The sequence below is a fragment of the Actinoplanes sp. NPDC049681 genome, assembly GCF_044465265.1.
Lineage (GTDB): Bacteria > Actinomycetota > Actinomycetes > Mycobacteriales > Micromonosporaceae > Actinoplanes.
The window spans coordinates 88,380-105,771 of record NZ_JBITLP010000004.1 but is presented as its reverse complement, the minus strand read 5'-3'; the positions used below and the strand labels follow the sequence as shown (position 1 = coordinate 105,771).

The following is a 17,392-nucleotide window of genomic DNA, read 5'->3' as shown; positions in this document are numbered from 1 at the left end:
CTGTCCACTTTCCAGGGCCGCCGGGGGCGGGGACTGTCCAGTCCTGTCCGCGCCTGTCCGCCGCCGCTTGCCCGTACGCACTCCGCACCGACGAGCAAAAAGGGCAGGTCGATGCCGTCCCTTACGGTGTACCTCGCTGACCGGCCCACCGAGGGAACCGGAGGGAGGGGAACCGTCAAGGTGTCGTGGATCCTGTCCGAGGACTTCGCCGCCGACCCCTACCGGCACTTCACCCGGCTGCGGGAGCAGGCACCGGTGCACTACGAGGCCTCGATCGACAGCTACTTCCTGTCCCGCTACCCGGACGTGAAACGCGTGCTGACCGACCACGAGGCGTTCAGCACCGAGACGCTGCAGGTGCGCGCCGAGCCGGTGATGCGCGGCCCCGTCCTCGCCCAGATGACCGGCGCCGAGCACACCGCCAAGCGGAAGATCGTCGTCCGGGGCTTCACCGGGCAGGCATTGCAGGACCAGACACGGGCCATCCGGGCCAACGCCGCCGAGCTAATCGCGCCGTTTCTGCCCCGCGGCCGGGTGGACCTCGTCAACGACTTCGGCAAGCCCTTCGCCGTCCGCGTGACGCTCGACGTCCTCGGCCTGGACCGCGACGACTGGCAGCAGGTCGCCGCCTGGTACCGCGGAATCGCCGAGTTCATCACCAGCATGACCCTCACCCCCGAACGCCGCCGGCATTGCCTGGAGTGCGCGGAGCAGCTGGAGGCCTACCTCGCTCCGGTGATCGACCGGCGCCGCCGCCGTCCCGGGGAGGACCTGATCTCGAGGCTGTGCGCCGCCGAGTTCGACGGCACGGCTCTGAGCGACCGCGACGTCACCGCCCTGCTCGTCAACGTCCTGGTCGCCGCCGCCGAGCCCGCCGACAAGACGCTCGCGCTGCTCTTCAAGCACCTGATCGACCATCCCGGGCAGCTGGCCCAGGTCCGGCGGGACCCGGCGCTGCTGCCCGCGGCGGTCGCCGAGACGCTGCGCTACACCCCGCCCGTACAGCTCATCCCCCGCCGGGCGGAGAGGGACGCCGTGTTCGCCGGCACCACCGTCCCGGCCGGCGCGGCCGTCTTCTGCATGATCGGGGCGGCCAACCGAGATCCCGGCGCCTTCGCCGACCCGGACACCTTCGACATCCACCGCCCGGACCTGGGCACCGCCCGGTCCTTCACCGCCGCCGCGCAGCACCTGGCCTTCGGCACCGGTCTGCACCAGTGCGTCGGGGCGGCCTTCGCCCGCGCCGAGATCGAGACCGTTGCCGCGCTGCTGCTGTCCCTGTTCGACCGCGTCCGCTACAGCCCGGGCTTCCGCTACCGGGAGAGCGGCCTGTACACCCGCGGTCCCGCATCCCTGTCCGTCGATTTCACCCCTGAGGAGACCGTACGGCGATGACGCCGACCGACATCACCCGAGCCCTCGACGACCTGCTGTTCACGCCCGGCCTGGATCTCGCCGAGGCGATCGACCGGCACTTCGCTCCCGACTACCGCCAGCGCACCGACGGCGTGTGGAGCGACCGCGCCGGCTTCGCCCAGCACATGACCCGCCTGCGCGCCCTGGTCCGCAGCGGTCATGTCGAGGTTCACGACGAACTCCGCGACGGACTGCGCTACGCCGACCGCCACACCGTCACGATCACCCAGCACAACGGCCGTACCTCCCGCACCGAGGTGTATCTCTTCGGTCAGTACGCCCCGGACGGACGCTTCCAGCGCATCGAGGAGACCACCCTCCTGGTCGACGGCGACGCCGACGACAAAGACCTGGGACTCATCACCTGACGAGGGAGGAAGCCGTCATGGTGTCCGTGGCAGAGAAACTGAGCAGCGCGCGGGTACGGGCCTTCATCGGCCGGGAGGCGCAGCTCGGGCGCTTCGCGAAGGCGTTGGCGGGGGATCCGCAGGCACCGTTCGCGTTCTACGTGTGCGGGCCGGGTGGCATCGGGAAGTCGGCGCTGCTGCGGCGCCTGGCGGACCAGGCCCGCTCGGCAGGGCGGAGGCTGGTCGAGCTCGACGGCCGTTTCGCCAGCCGGGATCCGGCCGACTTCGAGGAGGCGGCCGGTCCGTTCCTGAACGCTCCGGGCACGGTTCTGTTCGTGGACTCCTTCGAGCACTGCCAGTGGCTGGAGAGCTGGCTGTGGCAGCGCTTCCTCCCGCGCGCCGCGGCCGGCGCGCTCGTCGTCCTGGCCGGTCGCCTGCCGCCGGAGGCGCAGTGGGCGGCCGACCCCGGCTGGGCCGGGCTTCTGGACGTCAGTGAACTCGAGCCGTTCTCCGACGAGCAGGCCCGCACCCTGCTGACCGCGGCGCGGATCCGGCCCGAGCTGCGAAACCGGGTGCTCCGGTTCGCCGGGGGCAACCCGCTGGCCCTGTCGCTGGCCGCCGCAGCGGGCTCGGCGGGCTGCAGCAGGGAGGAGATCTGGGCGCCCTCGGCCGACGTGCTGCGTACCTTGCTGGCCGGGTTGATCGGAGAGGTGCCCACGGCTGCCCACCGTCGCGCTCTCGAGGTCGCGTCCCAGGCCCGTTCGACGTCGGAGGAGCTGCTCGCCGCGGTGCTGCCCGAGGAGGACACGCACGCGCTCTTCTCCTGGCTGCGGAACCTGCCGTTCGTGGAGTCGAGCCACCGGGGGCTCCACCCGCACGACGCCGCCCGGGAGACGCTCGCCGCCGACCTGCGCTGGCGGGCGCCCAACGCCTTCGCCACGATGCGGGAGCGGCTGGCGGACGAGTACCTGCGCGTCCTGCGCGAGGCACCCGAGGAGCGGGTCTGGACCGTCACCGACGATCTCTTCTACCTCTTCCGCGAGGTGGACACCGTGGCACGACTACGCACCTGGTCGCGCGAGGACGAGGTGCACGACCGGCCCCTGCGTGCGGTCGATCTCCACGACGTCCTGCGCATGGCCGAGGAGACCGAGGGTCCCGCCTCCGCGGACCTGGTCCGTTACTGGGCGCAGCGCCAGCCCGAAGCCTTCAGCGTCTACCGCCTCGTCAGCACCGGCCGGACCGTGGCGTTCACGGCCCGGCTCGCCCTGCCGGCTCCGCCCGATCCCCAGGATCTGGCCACCGATCCCGTCGTAGCGGCAGCCTGGGAACACACCGACGCCACCGCGCCGGTGCGCCCCGGGGAACACATCGGGATCAGCCGCTTCTCGATCTACCCCGAGCGGTACCAGGTCCCGTCGCGCGTCATCGACCTGAGCAGCTCGCGAGCCCAGGCGGAATCCGCCCGGGCACGCGGTCGCGCGTACGGTTTCGCCGTCTGGCGCGACGCCGATGCCTGGTCCGCGCGGGTGAAGGGCACCCTCGCCGACACCGGCGCGCGACCACGGATCGGCGAGCATACGTACGGGCTGTTCAGCGTCGACTGGCGTCAGGTGCCCGTCGAGACCTGGCTGCGCCGATTCGTCACCGCCACCGGCGCGCCCGTTCAGTCGGGACCTGCCGGGGTGTCGCGTACCGTTTTCGACCAGGCCGTTCGCGAGGCCCTTGCCCACTGGCGCGATCCGGCCGCTTTCGCCGTCTGCGCCCTGATGCGCGTCCGCCTCGCCGCGGACCTCGCCGACCCCGTCGAGGAACTGCGCGAGCTGCTGCGCCAGGCCGTGGACACCATCGCCCGCGAGCCTCGCGGCGTACGCGCCCGCGACGCCCTGGCAGCGAGCTACTTCTCCGGTGCGCCCACTCAGGAGGCCGCCGCCCGCCGCCTGAGTCTGCCGTACGGCACCTACCGACGGCATCTGAGGCAGGGCCTCGACCTGCTCTGCGACGTCCTGTGGCGGTGGGAGCTCCACGGCGTCGAACAAGAATAGGCTGAGGCCGGAGGTTGCACGTGCGGATCCGGCTGCTCGGCGAGTTCACCGTGGACCGGGACGGGACCCCCGTCCGAGCCCGCGAGTGGCGCCTGCGCAAGGCCCGTACGCTGGTCAAACTGCTGGCGCTGGCACCGGATCAGCGGATGCACCGCGACGTGCTGCTGGAGCTGCTGTGGCCCGGCCGGCCCGCCCCGTCGGCCGCCAACAACCTGCACCAGGCTTTGCACGTCGCCCGGCGCGTCCTCGCCGGTGAAGAAACGCACGACGGGCTGCTCGAGCTGCACGACGACGTGGTGGTGCTGCGCGCCGGAAGTCTCGTCGACGTCGACGTACGGCGCTTCGAACGGCTGGCCGCGGACGCCCGGGCCGGCGGCGGCCTGGCGGATCTGCGCGCCGCGGTCGCCGCGTACGCCGGTGATCTGCTTCCCGAGGACCGGTTCGAGGACTGGGCGGCCGGACGGCGCGAAGAGCTGCGGCAGCTCCTGTGCGAACTCCTCGTCGAGCTGGGGGCCCGGGCCGGATCCCGGTCGTTCGAGGCTGAGGCCCTGGCGGCGCTGCAGCGGGCCCTGGCCATCGATCCGCGGCACGAAGGGGCGGCCCGCGGCCTCATGCGCCGCCTCGCCGCCGCCGGGCGGCGTCCGGAGGCCCTCGCCCGCTACGAGAAGCTGCGCGACGACCTCCGCGCGGAGTACGGCAGCGATCCCGACCCGGCGACCCGGCGGCTCTACCGGGAGCTGCTCACCGGGGACGGCGGCGAGGAGCAGCCGTCGCGCCCGGCTCCGGCCCGGCACAACCTCGCGCCGCCGCTGACCAGCTTCGTCGGGCGCGACCGGGAGATCGCCGACGTGCATCGCCTGCTCTCCCGGGGAGGGTTGCTCACGCTGACCGGGGTCGGCGGCGCGGGCAAGACCCGCCTCGCCGAGGAGGCGGCTCGCCGGCTGCTCGGCTCCTTTCCCGACGGGGTGTGGTTCGCCGACCTCGCCGGGGTCGGCGACCCGCGCCGGGTGGCGGACGCGGTGGCATCCGCGCTGGGCCTCGAACCGGCGGCCGGACCCGACCCGTTGCGGACGTTGGCCGCCCGGTTGGCGCCGAGGACCTTGCTCCTCATCCTCGACAACTGCGAGCACCTGCTCGCCGCGTGCGCCGACGTCGCGGGGGCGATTCGCCGTACCTGTCCGGGTGTGGCCTTGCTGGCCACCAGCCGGGAGCCGCTGCACGCTCCGGGCGAGGTCACCTTCCGGGTGCCCTCGCTGAAAGTGCCCGGTCCCGAGGACGGGGATGACCCCGACCGCCTGGCGATGCTGCCCTCCGTGCGGTTGTTCCTCGACCGGTCCCGGGACGTCCGTCCCGGGTTCGTCCTCGACGCCGGCAACGCGGCCGCCATTGTGGAGATCTGCCGCCGCCTCGACGGCATCCCGCTCGCACTGGAGCTGGCCGCGGCCCGGATGTCGCACCTCGAGGCGGTCGAGATCGCGGAGCGGCTGCACGAGGCGCTGTCCCTGCTCGGCCCCCGCGGCCGGCTCACCCGGCATGCGACGCTGCGGGCCGCTCTCGAGTGGAGCCATGCACTGCTCGCCCGTGACGAGCAGATACTGCTTCGCCGGCTGGCGGTCTTCGCCGGCAGCTTCTCGCTGCCCTCCGCGGAACAGGTCTGCGCCGACAAGCTGCTTCCGCGCCCCGAGATCCTCGACTGTCTCGGCCGGATCGCCGACAAGTCGCTGGTGCAGATCGAGCGTGCCGGTGACCGCTCGCGGTACCGCCTGCTGGAGACAATCCGGCAACTGGCCCGGGAACGGCTGACAGAGGCCGGCGAGGCGGACGCCTTCGATGCCGCCCACTGCCGTCACTTCGTGGAGCTGGCGATCGACAATGATCCGGACCGCGCGTCGGGAATCGTGGTCGAGCGCCCGCAGCTGCTGGACATCGACCATGACAACCTGCGTGCTGCGCTCGGCTGGGCGGTGCGCCACGACCCCGGGCAGGCGTTGCTGCTCGGCGTGAGTTTGTGGCGCTACTGGCTGGCCCGGGGCCATTTCGTCGAGGGTTCCGGTTGGCTCGAGCGCATCCTGACGATCGCGCCCGGGTCGTCGCCGGAGCGGGCTCGCGCGTTGTTCGCGCTCGCGGTCCTCGACGCGCGCCGGGGCCTCAGCGATCGGCTGCCCCGCCTCGGCGCCGAGGCGGTCGCGGCCGCTGAACGGTCGGGGCCGCCGGCCGACGTCACGTGGGCGCGACTGATGCGCGGCATCCTGCTGGTGGGCGTCGGCGAGATCGAGGAGGTGGAGCGGATCGCCCAGGCGGCCCTCGCGGACGGCGGGGGTCGGCCCGCCGCGCCGGTGGTGGCCACGGCGCAGTGGCTGGCCGCGCTCGCCGCGCTCTTCCGCGAGGACGTACGCACGGCCGGCCGGCGGTTCGCGACCTGCCTGCGCCGGCTGAGCGTCGTCGATCCGGCGGTAGCGCCCTTCCTGCCCGCCGTGACCTTGTGCATGCCGCTGGTGCCGGTCGGCGACGCCTTGGTGCCGGTCTTCGAGGAGTCGTGGCTGCTGGGCCGGCGGGTCGGTGCCGTGCAGGGGCAGGCGTACGCGCTCTCCGCGCTCGGCTACGTCCATCGGCTCGCGGGTGATCTGGGCGCCGCGCTCCGAACCGTGGACCGCTCCGTCGCCGCCTTCGCCCGGATCGACGACCTCGCCGGGCTGGCCCACGCGCTCAACCACCTCGGTTGTGTGGAGCGCGACGCCCGCCTGTTCGACGCGGCCGAGCGGCATCTGCAGGAGGCGCTGCGGCTGCGTGAGCGTCTCGGCGATCGGCGCGGCGAGAACCTGAGCCTGGCTAATCTGGGGCTTTTGTCCGCCGCGGTCGGCGACATCGCTAAGGGACGCCGGCTCGCCCGCACCGCCCTCGACCGGGGCGAGGCCGTCGATGACGGACCCGGAGTCGGGGGCGCCCTGCTCAACCTGGCCGTCGTCGAGCTGTTCGGCGGTGCCCGGGACCGTGCCCGGGTCCTGGTCGAGCAGGCGGTGGAGGCCTTCGAGCCCCAGGGCTATCTGCGGCTCGTGGCGTGGGCCCGGCTGCTCGCCGCCGAGCTCGCCCTCGACGACGGCGACCGGGCAGCCCTCGAGCGTCACGGACGGGCCGCGGACGACGTGTTCCGCCGCCTGCATTCCCGGATCGGCATCTCGCGGGTGGAGGCGTTACCGCTAAGTGACGCTAAGCCGGTGCGAAGGTCGGATTCCTAGCGTCAGTGTCATGACCACACAAGAATCGCGCTACGACGCACTCGGCGAGGCCACGCTCGGAGAACTCGCGCAGGCCCTGCGGGGCGCGCTGATCCGCCCGGGCGACCCGCCCTACGACGACGCGCGCTCGATCTGGAACGGCGCCCACGACCGCAGGCCGGCCCTCATCGTCCGCTGCCGCGGGGTGGCGGACGTGCTCAAGACGGTGGAGTTCGCCCGCAGTGAGGGGCTGCCGCTCGCGGTCCGCGGCGGCGGGCACAGCATCCCCGGCTTCTCGACGGTGGACGACGGCATCGTGCTCGACCTGTCCCCCATGAACGGCGTCCGCGTCGACCCCGGCCGGCGTACGGTGACCGCGCAGGGCGGATGTTTGTGGAGCGACGTCGACGCCGAGACCCAGGCAATGGGGCTGGCAGTGACGGGCGGCTTGGTGTCCACCACGGGCATCGCGGGCTTCACCCTCGGCGGCGGCATCGGCTGGCTGGTCCGCCGATGCGGCCTCACCTGCGACAACCTCGTCGGCGCCGACATCGTGACCGCGGACGGCCGGTACCTGCATGCCGCCGAGGACGAGAATCCCGAACTGCTGTGGGCGCTGCGCGGTGGCGGCGGCAACTTCGGTGTGGTGACCTCGTTCGAGCTGCGCGTCCACGACGTCGGCCCGACCGTCTTCGCCGGTCTCGTCTTCTACCGCGGCGAGGACGTGGAACGCGTGCTGCAGGGATTCCGTACGGCCACCTCCGGCGCGCCGGACGAGCTCTCGATGGCGCTGAACATGACCACCGCGCCGCCCGCACCGTTCCTGCCGGAGGAGGTGCACGGCAAGCCGATCATCGCCGTTCTCGGCGTGTGGTCGGGCCGGCCCGAGGACGGCGACGCCGCCACCCGGCCGTTCCGCGAGCTGGCGCCGGTGGTGGTCGACCTGTTCGGCCCGATGCCGTACGCCACCATGCAGACGATGCTCGACCCGCTGTACCCGCGCGGCATGTGGAACTACTTCCGGTCCGCGTTCTTCGACGACCTCGACGATGCGACCGCCGGTCCGCTGGCCGGTGCGTACGCCCGCGTGCCCAACTCCGTCTCCGAGCTGCACATCCACCACCTCGGTGGCGCGATGGGCCGGGTGCCCGCGGACGCGACGGCGTTCGGGACCCGCGATCGCGACTACATCCTCAACGTGGTCGCCAGGTCCGGGGACGCCGACGGCTACCCCGCCGCGATCGAGTGGGCTCGGGCGGCGACGGAGGCCCTGGGCCCCGATGCCGCGGCGTACGTGAACTTCACCGGAGAAGCCAGCGAGGAGCGCGTCCGGGCGTCGTACCCGAAGGACACGTACGAGCGGCTGGTGGCGGTGAAGGACCGCTACGACCCGACGAACCTGTTCCGGCTCAACCAGAACATCCGGCCGTCGGCCGCCCACTGAGCGAACGGCGGGAGGGCATTCCCCTCCCGCCGTTCCGCGCCGGACAGGATGTCAGTCGGTCACTCGCCGACGGCGGAACACGACCATCAGCACGATGCCGAGGACGACCGCCGCGCCGCCGATCCCGGCGACCAGGGCCACCGGCGTACCGGTGATGGGCAGACCCCCGCCGCCACCCGAGCCGCCCTCGTCGCCACCGCTCCCACTGCCGCTGCCGCCTCCGGTGAAGACGATGCGGGCCGTGTTGTTGGCCTTGTCGCTCTCGGTCGAGCCGACGCAGCAGGACTCGGCGGTGATCGTACCGTCGGTGCCGGGTTTGGATTTGATCTTCAGCTTGAGCGTCTGCTTGATCCGGCCGTAGCCGGAGGCCAGCGACGGGAACTCGCTCTCGAAGTTGCAGCGCAGCTTCTTCGACTCCGGACGCTGCTCCTGCTCGGTGCCGTCCGTCCAGCACCATTCGACCGGCAGCAGCACGGTGCCGCTCGGCGCGGTGATCAGGACGGACGGGCCGCCGCCGTCCGACGGGCCCGCGTTGACGACCTCGTACGGCAGGTCGACGGTCCGGCCGACCTTGCCGCTGACGGGCTCGGCGGTGACCTGTACGTCCAGGGTGTTCTTCTTGCTCCAGTAGTGGAAGTCCGCGTAGTTGTCCGACTCGTCGATCTCCCGCAGCGCGGAGCTGCGCCGGGCCGACGCCTTGCTCGCCAGCTTCCGCGCGGCGGCGGCGAACGACGGACCGTGGCCGGCGACCCGCCGCACGCCCCGGGCAGCGCGCGCCTCGTCGGCGAACCCGGCCTCGAGGCTGCCGTAGTGCTTGTCCGGGCCGTAGAGGTTGCGGCCGAAGGTCAGGTTGAACAGGGAGGCGCCGCTCTCCGGATCGAACAGCGACAAGCCCTCGCCCGGCTGGAGCTCCGGCAGCGGGCAGGTGATCCGGCTCGGGCCGTAGACGTACGCGCCACCGATGTCGTTCGGGTAGTAGTCCACGTACGTGCAGTCGCTGTACCGCTCGACCAAGGTGGTGCCCGTCGACAGATTCAGCGTGAGGATGGCGTCGGTGGCGACGGTGTCGCCCTCGTTGGCGACCGCGCCGTGGAACGGCACCTTGTCGCCCGGGCCGACCGGGTTCCTCGCGGTCGTCACGTCGTCCGCCTCGACGACCAGGTCCGGGCCGGAGGCGATCACGGTGACCGGGAACGTCGTGGTGTCGTCGCCCGGGTTCGCGTCGTCCTCGGCGCCGTCGATGGTCACGGCGATCTCGCCGGCCGGGCCGACGGCGGCGCCGGTGCGGCTGGTCAGAATCAGCGGGGAGATGTCACCGGTCCGGCCGGGCTCGATCCGGCCCACCGCGCAGGTGATCTTGCTGTCCAGGAGCTTGCACTGCTCGCTCCAATCCGGAACGGCCGCGACGACGGCGTCGCTCAGCTCGCTCAGGTCCAGCGTCAAGGTGACCGCCGAGGCGGCCACCTCGCCGTTGTTGTACAGATATACGCCGACCGTCGCGCCGCTGTTGTCGACCTCGGCGACGGGGTCGCGGTCGAACGACACGGAGAGGTCGGGCAGGGGGTCCGCGGCGTAGACCGGGGCCGGCGTGCCGATCAGTGCGAGCGCCAGCACGGCGACCCCGGCTCCGACCCGGGCCCAGACAGCAGGGATGCGGTTCATGTGTGCTCCGTCAAGAGGGGTGAGCGCGGACTATAACGAAGATCGCCGATCCGCGCTGTCCCGCCGGAGCAAGGGTTGATTATGGACGCAGCGGTCCGCAGGCCGCCGGAGCGGTGGCCTCCATGGGCAGGCTCGGATCGAGATCACTCTTGATCCGGCCGTCGTACGCCCCGCTGCCGTTGCGATCGACACCGTGCACCACGAGCACGGCGTTGTGGTGGGCGATCGCCGCAGCGGTGTGCGCGCTGATCGTGACGGTGCGCCGGTAGACGACCGATCCGTACGGCGCCGTGGGGAACCGGTCGATCGCGAGTCCGCTGGCCGGGCTGGTGTCGCCACGGGTGGTCAGCGAGGTCACGATGTGGCCGTAGAAGGGATGCCCCTCGGTGACGCTGACGAAGCCGTCCTTGTTCGTGTCGGCCCGGCCCGTCGGGCAGCGGCCCGCCATGCCGGCGTGGAAGTGCATCGCGTGCGGCGCGTTCCGCAGCAGGCCCGACACCACCACGGTCACCTCGGCCTTGGTGCCGTGTACGCGTACCGTCGCCACGCCGTGGGCGCCCGAGTGGTTGAGCTGCCGGAGATGGGCGGTGGCGATGATCGGCCGCTGTTCGGCCGTACCGTCATGGGCCAGGGCCGGCGCGGCGCCGCCGGCGGTCAGCAGCGCGGCGGTGGTCAGGGTCGCTAGAGCTGGTGTTCGCACGAAAATCCCCCGATGGTCGTGAACCGCTCCCCGATGAGCGGTCCCCGAGGGCATTCGAGGGACCGGCCACCGGCGGATGGGTCACTTTTCCGATTTTTCGGAAACGTTCGCGATGGTTGCAGGTCGCCGGGAGACGCGGGTACAGATGCACCGATGAAGAGGATCGCGTACGCGACGGCGGCCGTGCTCGCCCTGGGCGCCTGCTCCCCGGACGCCCCGGCGCCCAAGGTGACCGTCGCGCCCTCATCGACCGCCGCGGTGCCCGCGCTGGCCACCACGACTGTGCACCCGCTCCCCGGCGCCGGCGCAGCACCGTTCGACCGGGCCCGGCAGCTCCAGGCACCGCCCGGCTGGACGGTCACCGTCTGGGCCCGGGTGCCCGCCGCCCGGCTGCTGGCCTGGACGCCGGACGGGCGGCTGCTGGTGTCGCGGCCCAAGGGGGGCGATGTCGTCGCCCTGATCCCCGCCCCGGGCGACGCCCCGCCGGCCCAGCGAACCCTGGTGAGCGGCCTGAACCAGCCGCACGGGCTGGCCTTTGCGGGCAGCACGCTCTATGTGGCCGAGAGCGATCGGGTGGACGCCTTCACGTACGCGAACGGCGCGGTGTCGGGCAAGCGGGTCGTGGCCGACGGCCTGCCCGATGCGAAGAGCCCCGACCTGCGCGGCGCCTACGCTCACGCGCTCAAGAGCGTGGCGGTCGGCGAGGACGGCACGCTCTACATCTCGATCGGCTCGACCGGCAACGTGTCGGCCGAGGACCGGAACGCACACCCGGAACGGGCCGCCATCCTGCGGGTGCCGCCCGGCGGCGGAAGCCCCACGGTCTTCGCGCGCGGCGTCCGCAACGGCACCGGTCTGGCGGTCGATCCCGGCGGCGCGGTGTGGACCGCGGTCAACAACCGGGACAACATCGCTTATCCGTACGCCGGTGACGAGCAGGGCGAGGTGCGTCAGGCGTACGTCAACGACCACCCGCTGGAGCCGCTGGCCCGGCTGACGCAGGGGCGGGATCTGGGGTGGCCGTACTGCAACCCGGATCCCGATCTGCGGCCGGGCGAGAAGGACTCGCCGATAAGCTACACGCGGCGCCCCTTCGTGCGGGACATTCAGACCAACCGGGACGGGACGAAGCTCGACTGTGCCTCACTCCCCCCGGTGGAGCAGGGCATGGGCGCGCACTCCGCCCCGCTCGGACTGTCCTTCGTCCCGTCACCGGGGCTGGCCGGCGGATACGGCCCGGGCGCCCTGGTCGGCGTGCACGGGTCGTGGAACCGCAGACCTCCACGAGCCCCGGAGGTGTCGTTCTTCGCGTGGCGCGACGGCACCCTCGGCCCTCAGCAGACGTTGCTGACCGGCTTCCAGGGCGACAACGGGTCGCGGTGGGGCCGGCCGGTCATGGCGGTGCAGGGCCCCGACCACGCCCTGTACGTCAGCGACGACCTCGCGGGAGCGGTCTACCGCGTCACCGCGCCCTGAGCCGCGAAAGGGAGACGAGTGCCCAAGAAGTTGCTGGTCGTTCTGCCGGACTCCGCCGAGGCCGTGCTCCAGGAGATCGTGAGCCCCGACGAGCACACGCTGCACGAGCGGCTGCGCCGTACCCCCGGCCTTGTTCCGCTCGAGGAACTGGAGCTGGAGGGGCCGATGCTGGTGGTCGGGCAGGAGACCAGCCTCGCGTCCGGGCGCATCGACCTGGTGGGGCTGACCCGGGCCGGCGAGCTGCTGCTGATCGAGTTCAAGACCGGCCCCCAGAATCCTGACTTCCGCAGCGCGCTCGCCCAGCTGCTCGACTACGGCTCCGATCTGTGGGGCTCCACCGCCGACGGCTTCGACAACGCCGTCGTACGCCGCTACCTGTCCAGCGGCTACTGCACCGATCCCGCCGTCAAGGGCGCCGCCACGCTCACTGAGGCGGTGCGCCGCGCCTGGACCGACATCACCGACGAGGAGATCGACGCGCTGTACGCCCGGCTGACCGATGTCCTGGCCGAGGGCCGGTTCCACTTCGTCGTGGTGGCGCAGCGGTTCACCCCGTCGATGGAGAACACCGTGCGCTACCTGAACGCCGGGAACGGCCCGGGCCGCTTCTACCTGATGGAGCTGGTGCGGTACCAGGCCGACGGGATCTCCGCGTTCACCGGCCAGCTGGTCGCCCGGCCGTACCGGAAGACCGCGGCCGGCGCGGTGGTCGGTACCGACGAGGCCCAGTTCCTGGACGGGCTGCCGGACGAGGGGTATCGCGCCGCGCTGGCCCGCATCTTCGACGCTTGCAAGGCGAACGGGCTCGTGCTGGCCTGGGGGTCGAAGGGAGCTTCGATCCGGCTGCGGACCCCGGACGGCAACGAGCCGCTCTCGATCGGCTGGATCCTGCCACCGGGCAGCAACTGGCAGGGCATCAAGGACTTCGCGCTGGGCGTCGACACCGCTAGCCTCGCGAGCCGGCCCTCCGTATCGTCGGCCGTCAGCGCCTATGCCGACGCCGCCCTCAAGGTGCCCGGCGCCGCACCGGCCCAGGCCAGGAACAAGGTCGCCGCGATCTTCCCGCCGGACCGCGTGGTCGCCGCGGAGGCGGAACTCACCGAGCTGATCACCGGATTGGTGGCCGCGGTCAACGATCCCGCCGCCGGCTCAGGCGGAGCGCCGGGTGGCTGACCTGTCGTACGCTGCGCGCCCGTGGTGAACGGCAGCTGGATCGCGCTTCCCTCCGGGCAGGTGGCGTCCGTGACGGGCGACCGCTGGCTCGATGAGCCGACCGGCACACCGGTGATGCGCGGGCTGGCTCGCAACCCGGCCGCGCCGGTCGATGTGCTGCTCCGGCTTCTACGGGAGCACGACGACGCCGTGCCGGCCGCACTCCGCCGCCGGGCCGATCTGCCGGAGCCGGTGATCGAGGCGATGCTGCGCCACCCGGCCGCGCGGGTCCGGGGGGCCCTGGCCGCCGCCCGGCACCTCGATCCCGCGGTTCGCCTCCGCCTGGTGGACGATGCCGACGACCGGGTCCTGGGGCTGCTCCGGGAAGACCGCAGCCTGCCGCTGCCCGATCATGTCTTCGCGCTGCATCTCGACCGGCTGGCACGGGTCGCCACCCGCTTGATGACGCCGGACGAGCTGGCCGGTGAGGTGTTCGACGACGCGGCCATGAACCGGTATGCCCTCGGCGCCGCCGTCCGGCATGCCGACCCCGGGATCCGGGAGGCTGCGGCGGCCGCGGTCCGTAAGTCAGGTGAGGTTCTCGGCGAGGCGACGATCAGGGAGCTGCTCGGCGACGACGAGGCTGATGCCTGGCTTGCGGAGCGGGACGCCGCGGTCGGGCCGGGCTACCGAGGCGGCAACGGGTACGAGTATCGGGCGACGTACCTGCATCGGCGGTTGTCCCGGGCACTCGTGGACAAGTTGCTTCTCCGGGACAGCGTCTACGACCTGGAGTGCATCGTGAAGAACCCCTCGGTGCCGCTCGACGTGGCAGGCCGGCTGATCGAGCACCCCGAGCCCGACGTCCGCCGTTCCCTGGCGGAACGCGACGATCTGACGGCCGCGCAGCTGGCCCGGCTGGCCGCGGATCCCGATGTGCGCGTACGGACGGCCGTCTCCGTGCATCCCGCGCTGACGGAACAGCAGCGCGCCGCCATCGACATCGAGGTGGAGCTGTGCTGCGTGGACCGGCGGGCGCCGTCGCTGCCCGCGGTCGAGCAGTCGGTGGCCTGGTCGCGATCCGTCAATCCGCTCCTGCGGCGGCGGGCGGCCCAGGATCACCGCACTCCGGCAGAGGTCGCCGCCGCCCTCGCCGAGGATCCGGATCCGGGGGTACGGGTGCTGCTCGCCCACCGCCATCCCGCCGCGCCGCCCGCTCTTCTGCTGCGGGCGTACCGGGAGCACCCGCGGTGCAGCCGCGGCGTTCTTCCCCTGCTGCCGCACTTTCCGCGCGTGGGGCTGGCCCGCCTCGCCGAGGACGCGGACGCCGGTGTGCGGCGGCTCGTCGCCCTGGATCCGGCCGCCCCGCCGACCGTCGTCGAGGGGCTGCTCGACGATCCTGACCACGACGTCCGGCACGCGATGGCGCAGTGTCCGCGCCTGCCCGGGGACCGGATCGAAGCGCTGCTGACCGACGGCGATCTGGCCGAGGCGGCGGCGGCCAACCCGGCCCTGCCGGCGGCGCGGATGCGGGAACTGATCGATTGCAAACCGTACGTCCGTACTGTTTGATGGGGGCATGCCTCTTCTTCCGGAGCCGGGGGCGATCCGGACTCTTGCCGCCGCGACGCTCGTCAACACGCTCGGCAGTGGACTGTGGATGGCCTCGAACGCCCTGTTCCTCACCCGCTCGGTCGGCCTCTCGGTCGGCCGGACCGGCCTGGCGCTCACCCTCGTCGGCCTGGTCAGCCTGGTGGTCAGCAGCCCGGTGGGCTACCTCGCCGACCGGCTCGGCCCCCGCGGGGTGGCGATCGGCGGGCTCGCCGCCATGGGGCTGTTCCAGGCGGCGATGGTCGAGGTGCGCTCGATGGGCACGTTTCTGCTGGTCGCCGCGCCGATGGCGGTGTTCGAGGCGGCGCAGCGGGCGGCCCGGGGCGCCATCATCGGCGGCGCCGTCCCGCAGGACCGGCGGGTCTACACGCGGGCGTACCTGCGGGCGGTCACCAACGTGGGCATCACGGTGGGTGCGTCCGTCGCCGGCATCGGGCTCACAGTGGACACGCGTACGGCGTACCTGTGCCTGATCGTCGCCGATGCCGCGACGTTCCTGCTGGCCGCCGCCGTGCTCACCCGGCTGGCTCCGGTCCCGCCCGTCCCGCGGCCGGAGTCCGGGCCGCGGCTGACCGCGCTGCGGGACCGGCCGTTCGTGGCCTTCGTCGTGCTGGACGGTCTGCTCGCCATCAACTTCGGGCTGCTCGAAGTCGCCCTGCCGCTCTGGATCGCTGAGCGCACCGACGCGCCCCGCTGGATGGTGTCGGTCGTCTTCGCGGTGAACACCGTGTCCGTGGTGCTTCTCCAGGTGCGCGCGGCCCGCGGCACCGACACGCTCGCCGGGGCGGCCCGGGCCTCCCGGCGGTCCGGCTTCCTGCTGCTCGCGGCCTGCCTGATCTTCCCGCTCACCGCCGGCACCCGCGACGCGACGACCGTCGTCCTGCTGATCGTCGCGGCGCTGGTGCACGTGGCCGCCGAGATGGCGTACTCGGCGGGTGGCTGGGGCATCTCGTTCGGGCTGGCGCCGGACCACGCGCACGGGCAGTACCAGGGGACCTTCGCGATGGGGCATCAGTTCGGCCAGATGATCGCTCCGGCGGCGGTCACCACCCTCACCCTGGGCTGGGGTGCGCCGGGCTGGGTGATCCTCGGCGCGGGGTTCGCGGTGGCCGGCTGCCTGATCCCGCCGGTGGTGCGCCGGGCCGCCGCGCAGCGCACCGCGGCGGGTGAGGCGGTGGCCGCCGGTGGATAGCGCCCGAACTTATGCGCGCCTTATGCGGGTCCTGGCATGATCGCGTTCGTGCTGCGTCTCAGGCTGGCGGTGGGTGTCTTCGCGGTCGTGACGCTCCTGTACGTGCTCGATTTCTACCGATACAAGCTGCCGTGGTACCTGGATCCGTGGTATCCCTGCGACACAAATGTCAACGGCATGGCCTGCCGGATCTCCAGGAAGCTCCCCATCGCGGAGTTGCCCTGGTATGGCGTCCTGCTGGGGGTGACCGCGCTGGTCTTCCCGCTGATCGCGTTCTGGGTGCTGGCACCGGTGCGGCGCCTCGTGCCGATCGTCGGCCAGCTCGGCCCCCAGAACCTGGGCTATCGGGTGCGTCCCGGCCGCCGCGGTCGCGACGAGATGAAGCGGCTCGGGCGCGCGCTCGACGACATGATGGACCGCATCGCGTCCGGCTACGAGGGCCAGCGGCGGTTCGCGGCGAACGCGTCCCACGAGCTGCGCACCCCGCTCGCGCTGCAGCGCACCCTGATCGAGGTCGGCATGGCGGAGCCGCTGACGCCCGAGCAGTCGACGCTGCTGGCGGGCCAGTTGCTGGCCGCGAACGCCCGCAACGAGCGCCTGATCGAGGGCCTGCTCGTGCTGAGCCAGGCCGATCAGGGGCTCGCGTCCCGCACCCCGCAGCGCCTCGACCGGATCGCCGCCGAGGTGGTCGAGGCGCACGCCGCCACCGCCGCCGACGCGGACATCAAGATCATTGCGAACCTGGGTCCCCGTACGGTGGCCGGCGAGCGGGTGCTGCTGGAACGGCTCGTCCGCAACCTCGTCCACAATGCGCTGAAGTACAACCACCCCGGCGGGACCGTACGGGTCACCGTCGGCGCATCGGCGGCCGTGGCCCTGGCCGTGGAGAACACCGGCCCGGTCATCGCCGCCGAGGACGTCGCCCGGCTGTTCGAGCCGTTCACCCGGCTGGCTTCCGACCGCATCGACCACAGCGGAGGCAGCGGCCTGGGGCTCGCCATCGCCCGCGCCATCGTGCAGGCGCACGACGGCACCATCACGGCCACGCCGGCCGAGGGCGGTGGCCTGCGCCTGTCCATCATGCTCCCCCGCGACTGAGGCGGCACCGGCGTGCCGCCGGTGGTTAGCATTG

At 72.4% G+C, this 17,392-nt stretch carries 12 protein-coding genes; 10 read left to right on the top strand and 2 right to left on the bottom strand.

The genetic code is table 11. The annotated features are described in order from the left end of the window. Window positions 1-180 precede the first annotated feature (180 nt). The 5 genes from ACIBO8_RS14895 to ACIBO8_RS14875 are packed head-to-tail and all read left to right on the top strand — an operon-like array spanning window position 181 to window position 8,467. Window positions 181-1,395 carry a cytochrome P450, cyclodipeptide synthase-associated gene (locus ACIBO8_RS14895; protein WP_396115744.1) on the top strand — a complete coding sequence of 405 codons (1,215 nt, stop codon included), beginning with the start codon at window positions 181-183 and terminating at the stop codon, window positions 1,393-1,395. Continuing rightward, window positions 1,392-1,784, top strand: a complete 393-nt coding sequence (locus ACIBO8_RS14890; protein ID WP_396115743.1) for a nuclear transport factor 2 family protein — start codon at window positions 1,392-1,394, stop codon at window positions 1,782-1,784. The genes ACIBO8_RS14895 and ACIBO8_RS14890 overlap by 4 nt, the downstream gene beginning before the upstream one ends. A 17-nt stretch (window positions 1,785-1,801) precedes the next feature. Beyond that, on the top strand, window positions 1,802-3,808 hold the full coding sequence (locus tag ACIBO8_RS14885) for an ATP-binding protein (protein ID WP_396115742.1): 2,007 nt from the start codon (window positions 1,802-1,804) through the stop codon (window positions 3,806-3,808). A gap of 20 nt (window positions 3,809-3,828) precedes the next feature. Further along, on the top strand, window positions 3,829-7,044 hold the full coding sequence (locus tag ACIBO8_RS14880; RefSeq protein WP_396115741.1) for a BTAD domain-containing putative transcriptional regulator: 3,216 nt from the start codon (window positions 3,829-3,831) through the stop codon (window positions 7,042-7,044). 10 nt (window positions 7,045-7,054) lie between these two features. Beyond that, window positions 7,055-8,467, top strand: a complete 1,413-nt coding sequence (locus tag ACIBO8_RS14875) for an FAD-binding oxidoreductase (protein WP_396115740.1) — start codon at window positions 7,055-7,057, stop codon at window positions 8,465-8,467. A 51-nt stretch (window positions 8,468-8,518) separates the two neighbouring features. Here the strand turns inward: ACIBO8_RS14875 and ACIBO8_RS14870 are convergent, their stop codons facing one another. Both ACIBO8_RS14870 and ACIBO8_RS14865 read right to left on the bottom strand, forming a co-directional pair. Beyond that, a complete protein-coding gene (locus ACIBO8_RS14870; protein ID WP_396115739.1) occupies window positions 8,519-10,129 on the bottom strand; it encodes a peptidase in 1,611 nt (536 codons plus the stop codon). Window positions 10,130-10,208: 79 nt separating this feature from the next. Further along, window positions 10,209-10,829, bottom strand: a complete 621-nt coding sequence (locus ACIBO8_RS14865) for a hypothetical protein (RefSeq protein ID WP_396115738.1) — start codon at window positions 10,827-10,829, stop codon at window positions 10,209-10,211. A gap of 153 nt (window positions 10,830-10,982) precedes the next feature. Here ACIBO8_RS14865 and ACIBO8_RS14860 point away from each other — a divergent pair, with 153 nt between their 5' ends. The 5 genes from ACIBO8_RS14860 to ACIBO8_RS14840 are packed head-to-tail and all read left to right on the top strand — an operon-like array spanning window position 10,983 to window position 17,358. Beyond that, window positions 10,983-12,305 carry a PQQ-dependent sugar dehydrogenase gene (locus tag ACIBO8_RS14860; RefSeq protein ID WP_396115737.1) on the top strand — a complete coding sequence of 441 codons (1,323 nt, stop codon included), beginning with the start codon at window positions 10,983-10,985 and terminating at the stop codon, window positions 12,303-12,305. An 18-nt stretch (window positions 12,306-12,323) separates the two neighbouring features. Next, entirely contained in the window at window positions 12,324-13,478 is a 1,155-nt protein-coding gene (locus ACIBO8_RS14855) for a hypothetical protein (RefSeq protein WP_396115736.1), read from the top strand. Between the two features lie 21 nt (window positions 13,479-13,499). Beyond that, on the top strand, window positions 13,500-15,029 hold the full coding sequence (locus ACIBO8_RS14850) for a hypothetical protein (protein ID WP_396115735.1): 1,530 nt from the start codon (window positions 13,500-13,502) through the stop codon (window positions 15,027-15,029). Window positions 15,030-15,036: 7 nt separating this feature from the next. After that, window positions 15,037-16,260: an MFS transporter gene (locus tag ACIBO8_RS14845; RefSeq protein ID WP_396115734.1), complete on the top strand. Its 1,224-nt coding sequence runs from the start codon at window positions 15,037-15,039 to the stop codon at window positions 16,258-16,260. Between the two features lie 48 nt (window positions 16,261-16,308). After that, a complete protein-coding gene (locus tag ACIBO8_RS14840; protein WP_396115733.1) occupies window positions 16,309-17,358 on the top strand; it encodes a sensor histidine kinase in 1,050 nt (349 codons plus the stop codon). Window positions 17,359-17,392: the final 34 nt, after the last annotated feature.

What these genes read in the sequence shown, in the direction of transcription:
- ACIBO8_RS14890 (WP_396115743.1), top strand. Translation starts at nt 1,392, where the DNA reads ATGACGCCGACCGACATCACCCGAGCCCTCGACGACCTGCTGTTCACG.
- ACIBO8_RS14885 (WP_396115742.1), top strand. Translation starts at nt 1,802, where the DNA reads ATGGTGTCCGTGGCAGAGAAACTGAGCAGCGCGCGGGTACGGGCCTTC.
- ACIBO8_RS14875 (WP_396115740.1), top strand. Translation starts at nt 7,055, where the DNA reads ATGACCACACAAGAATCGCGCTACGACGCACTCGGCGAGGCCACGCTC.
- ACIBO8_RS14870 (WP_396115739.1), bottom strand. Translation starts at nt 10,129, where the DNA reads ATGAACCGCATCCCTGCTGTCTGGGCCCGGGTCGGAGCCGGGGTCGCC.
- ACIBO8_RS14860 (WP_396115737.1), top strand. Translation starts at nt 10,983, where the DNA reads ATGAAGAGGATCGCGTACGCGACGGCGGCCGTGCTCGCCCTGGGCGCC.
- ACIBO8_RS14845 (WP_396115734.1), top strand. Translation starts at nt 15,037, where the DNA reads ATGCCTCTTCTTCCGGAGCCGGGGGCGATCCGGACTCTTGCCGCCGCG.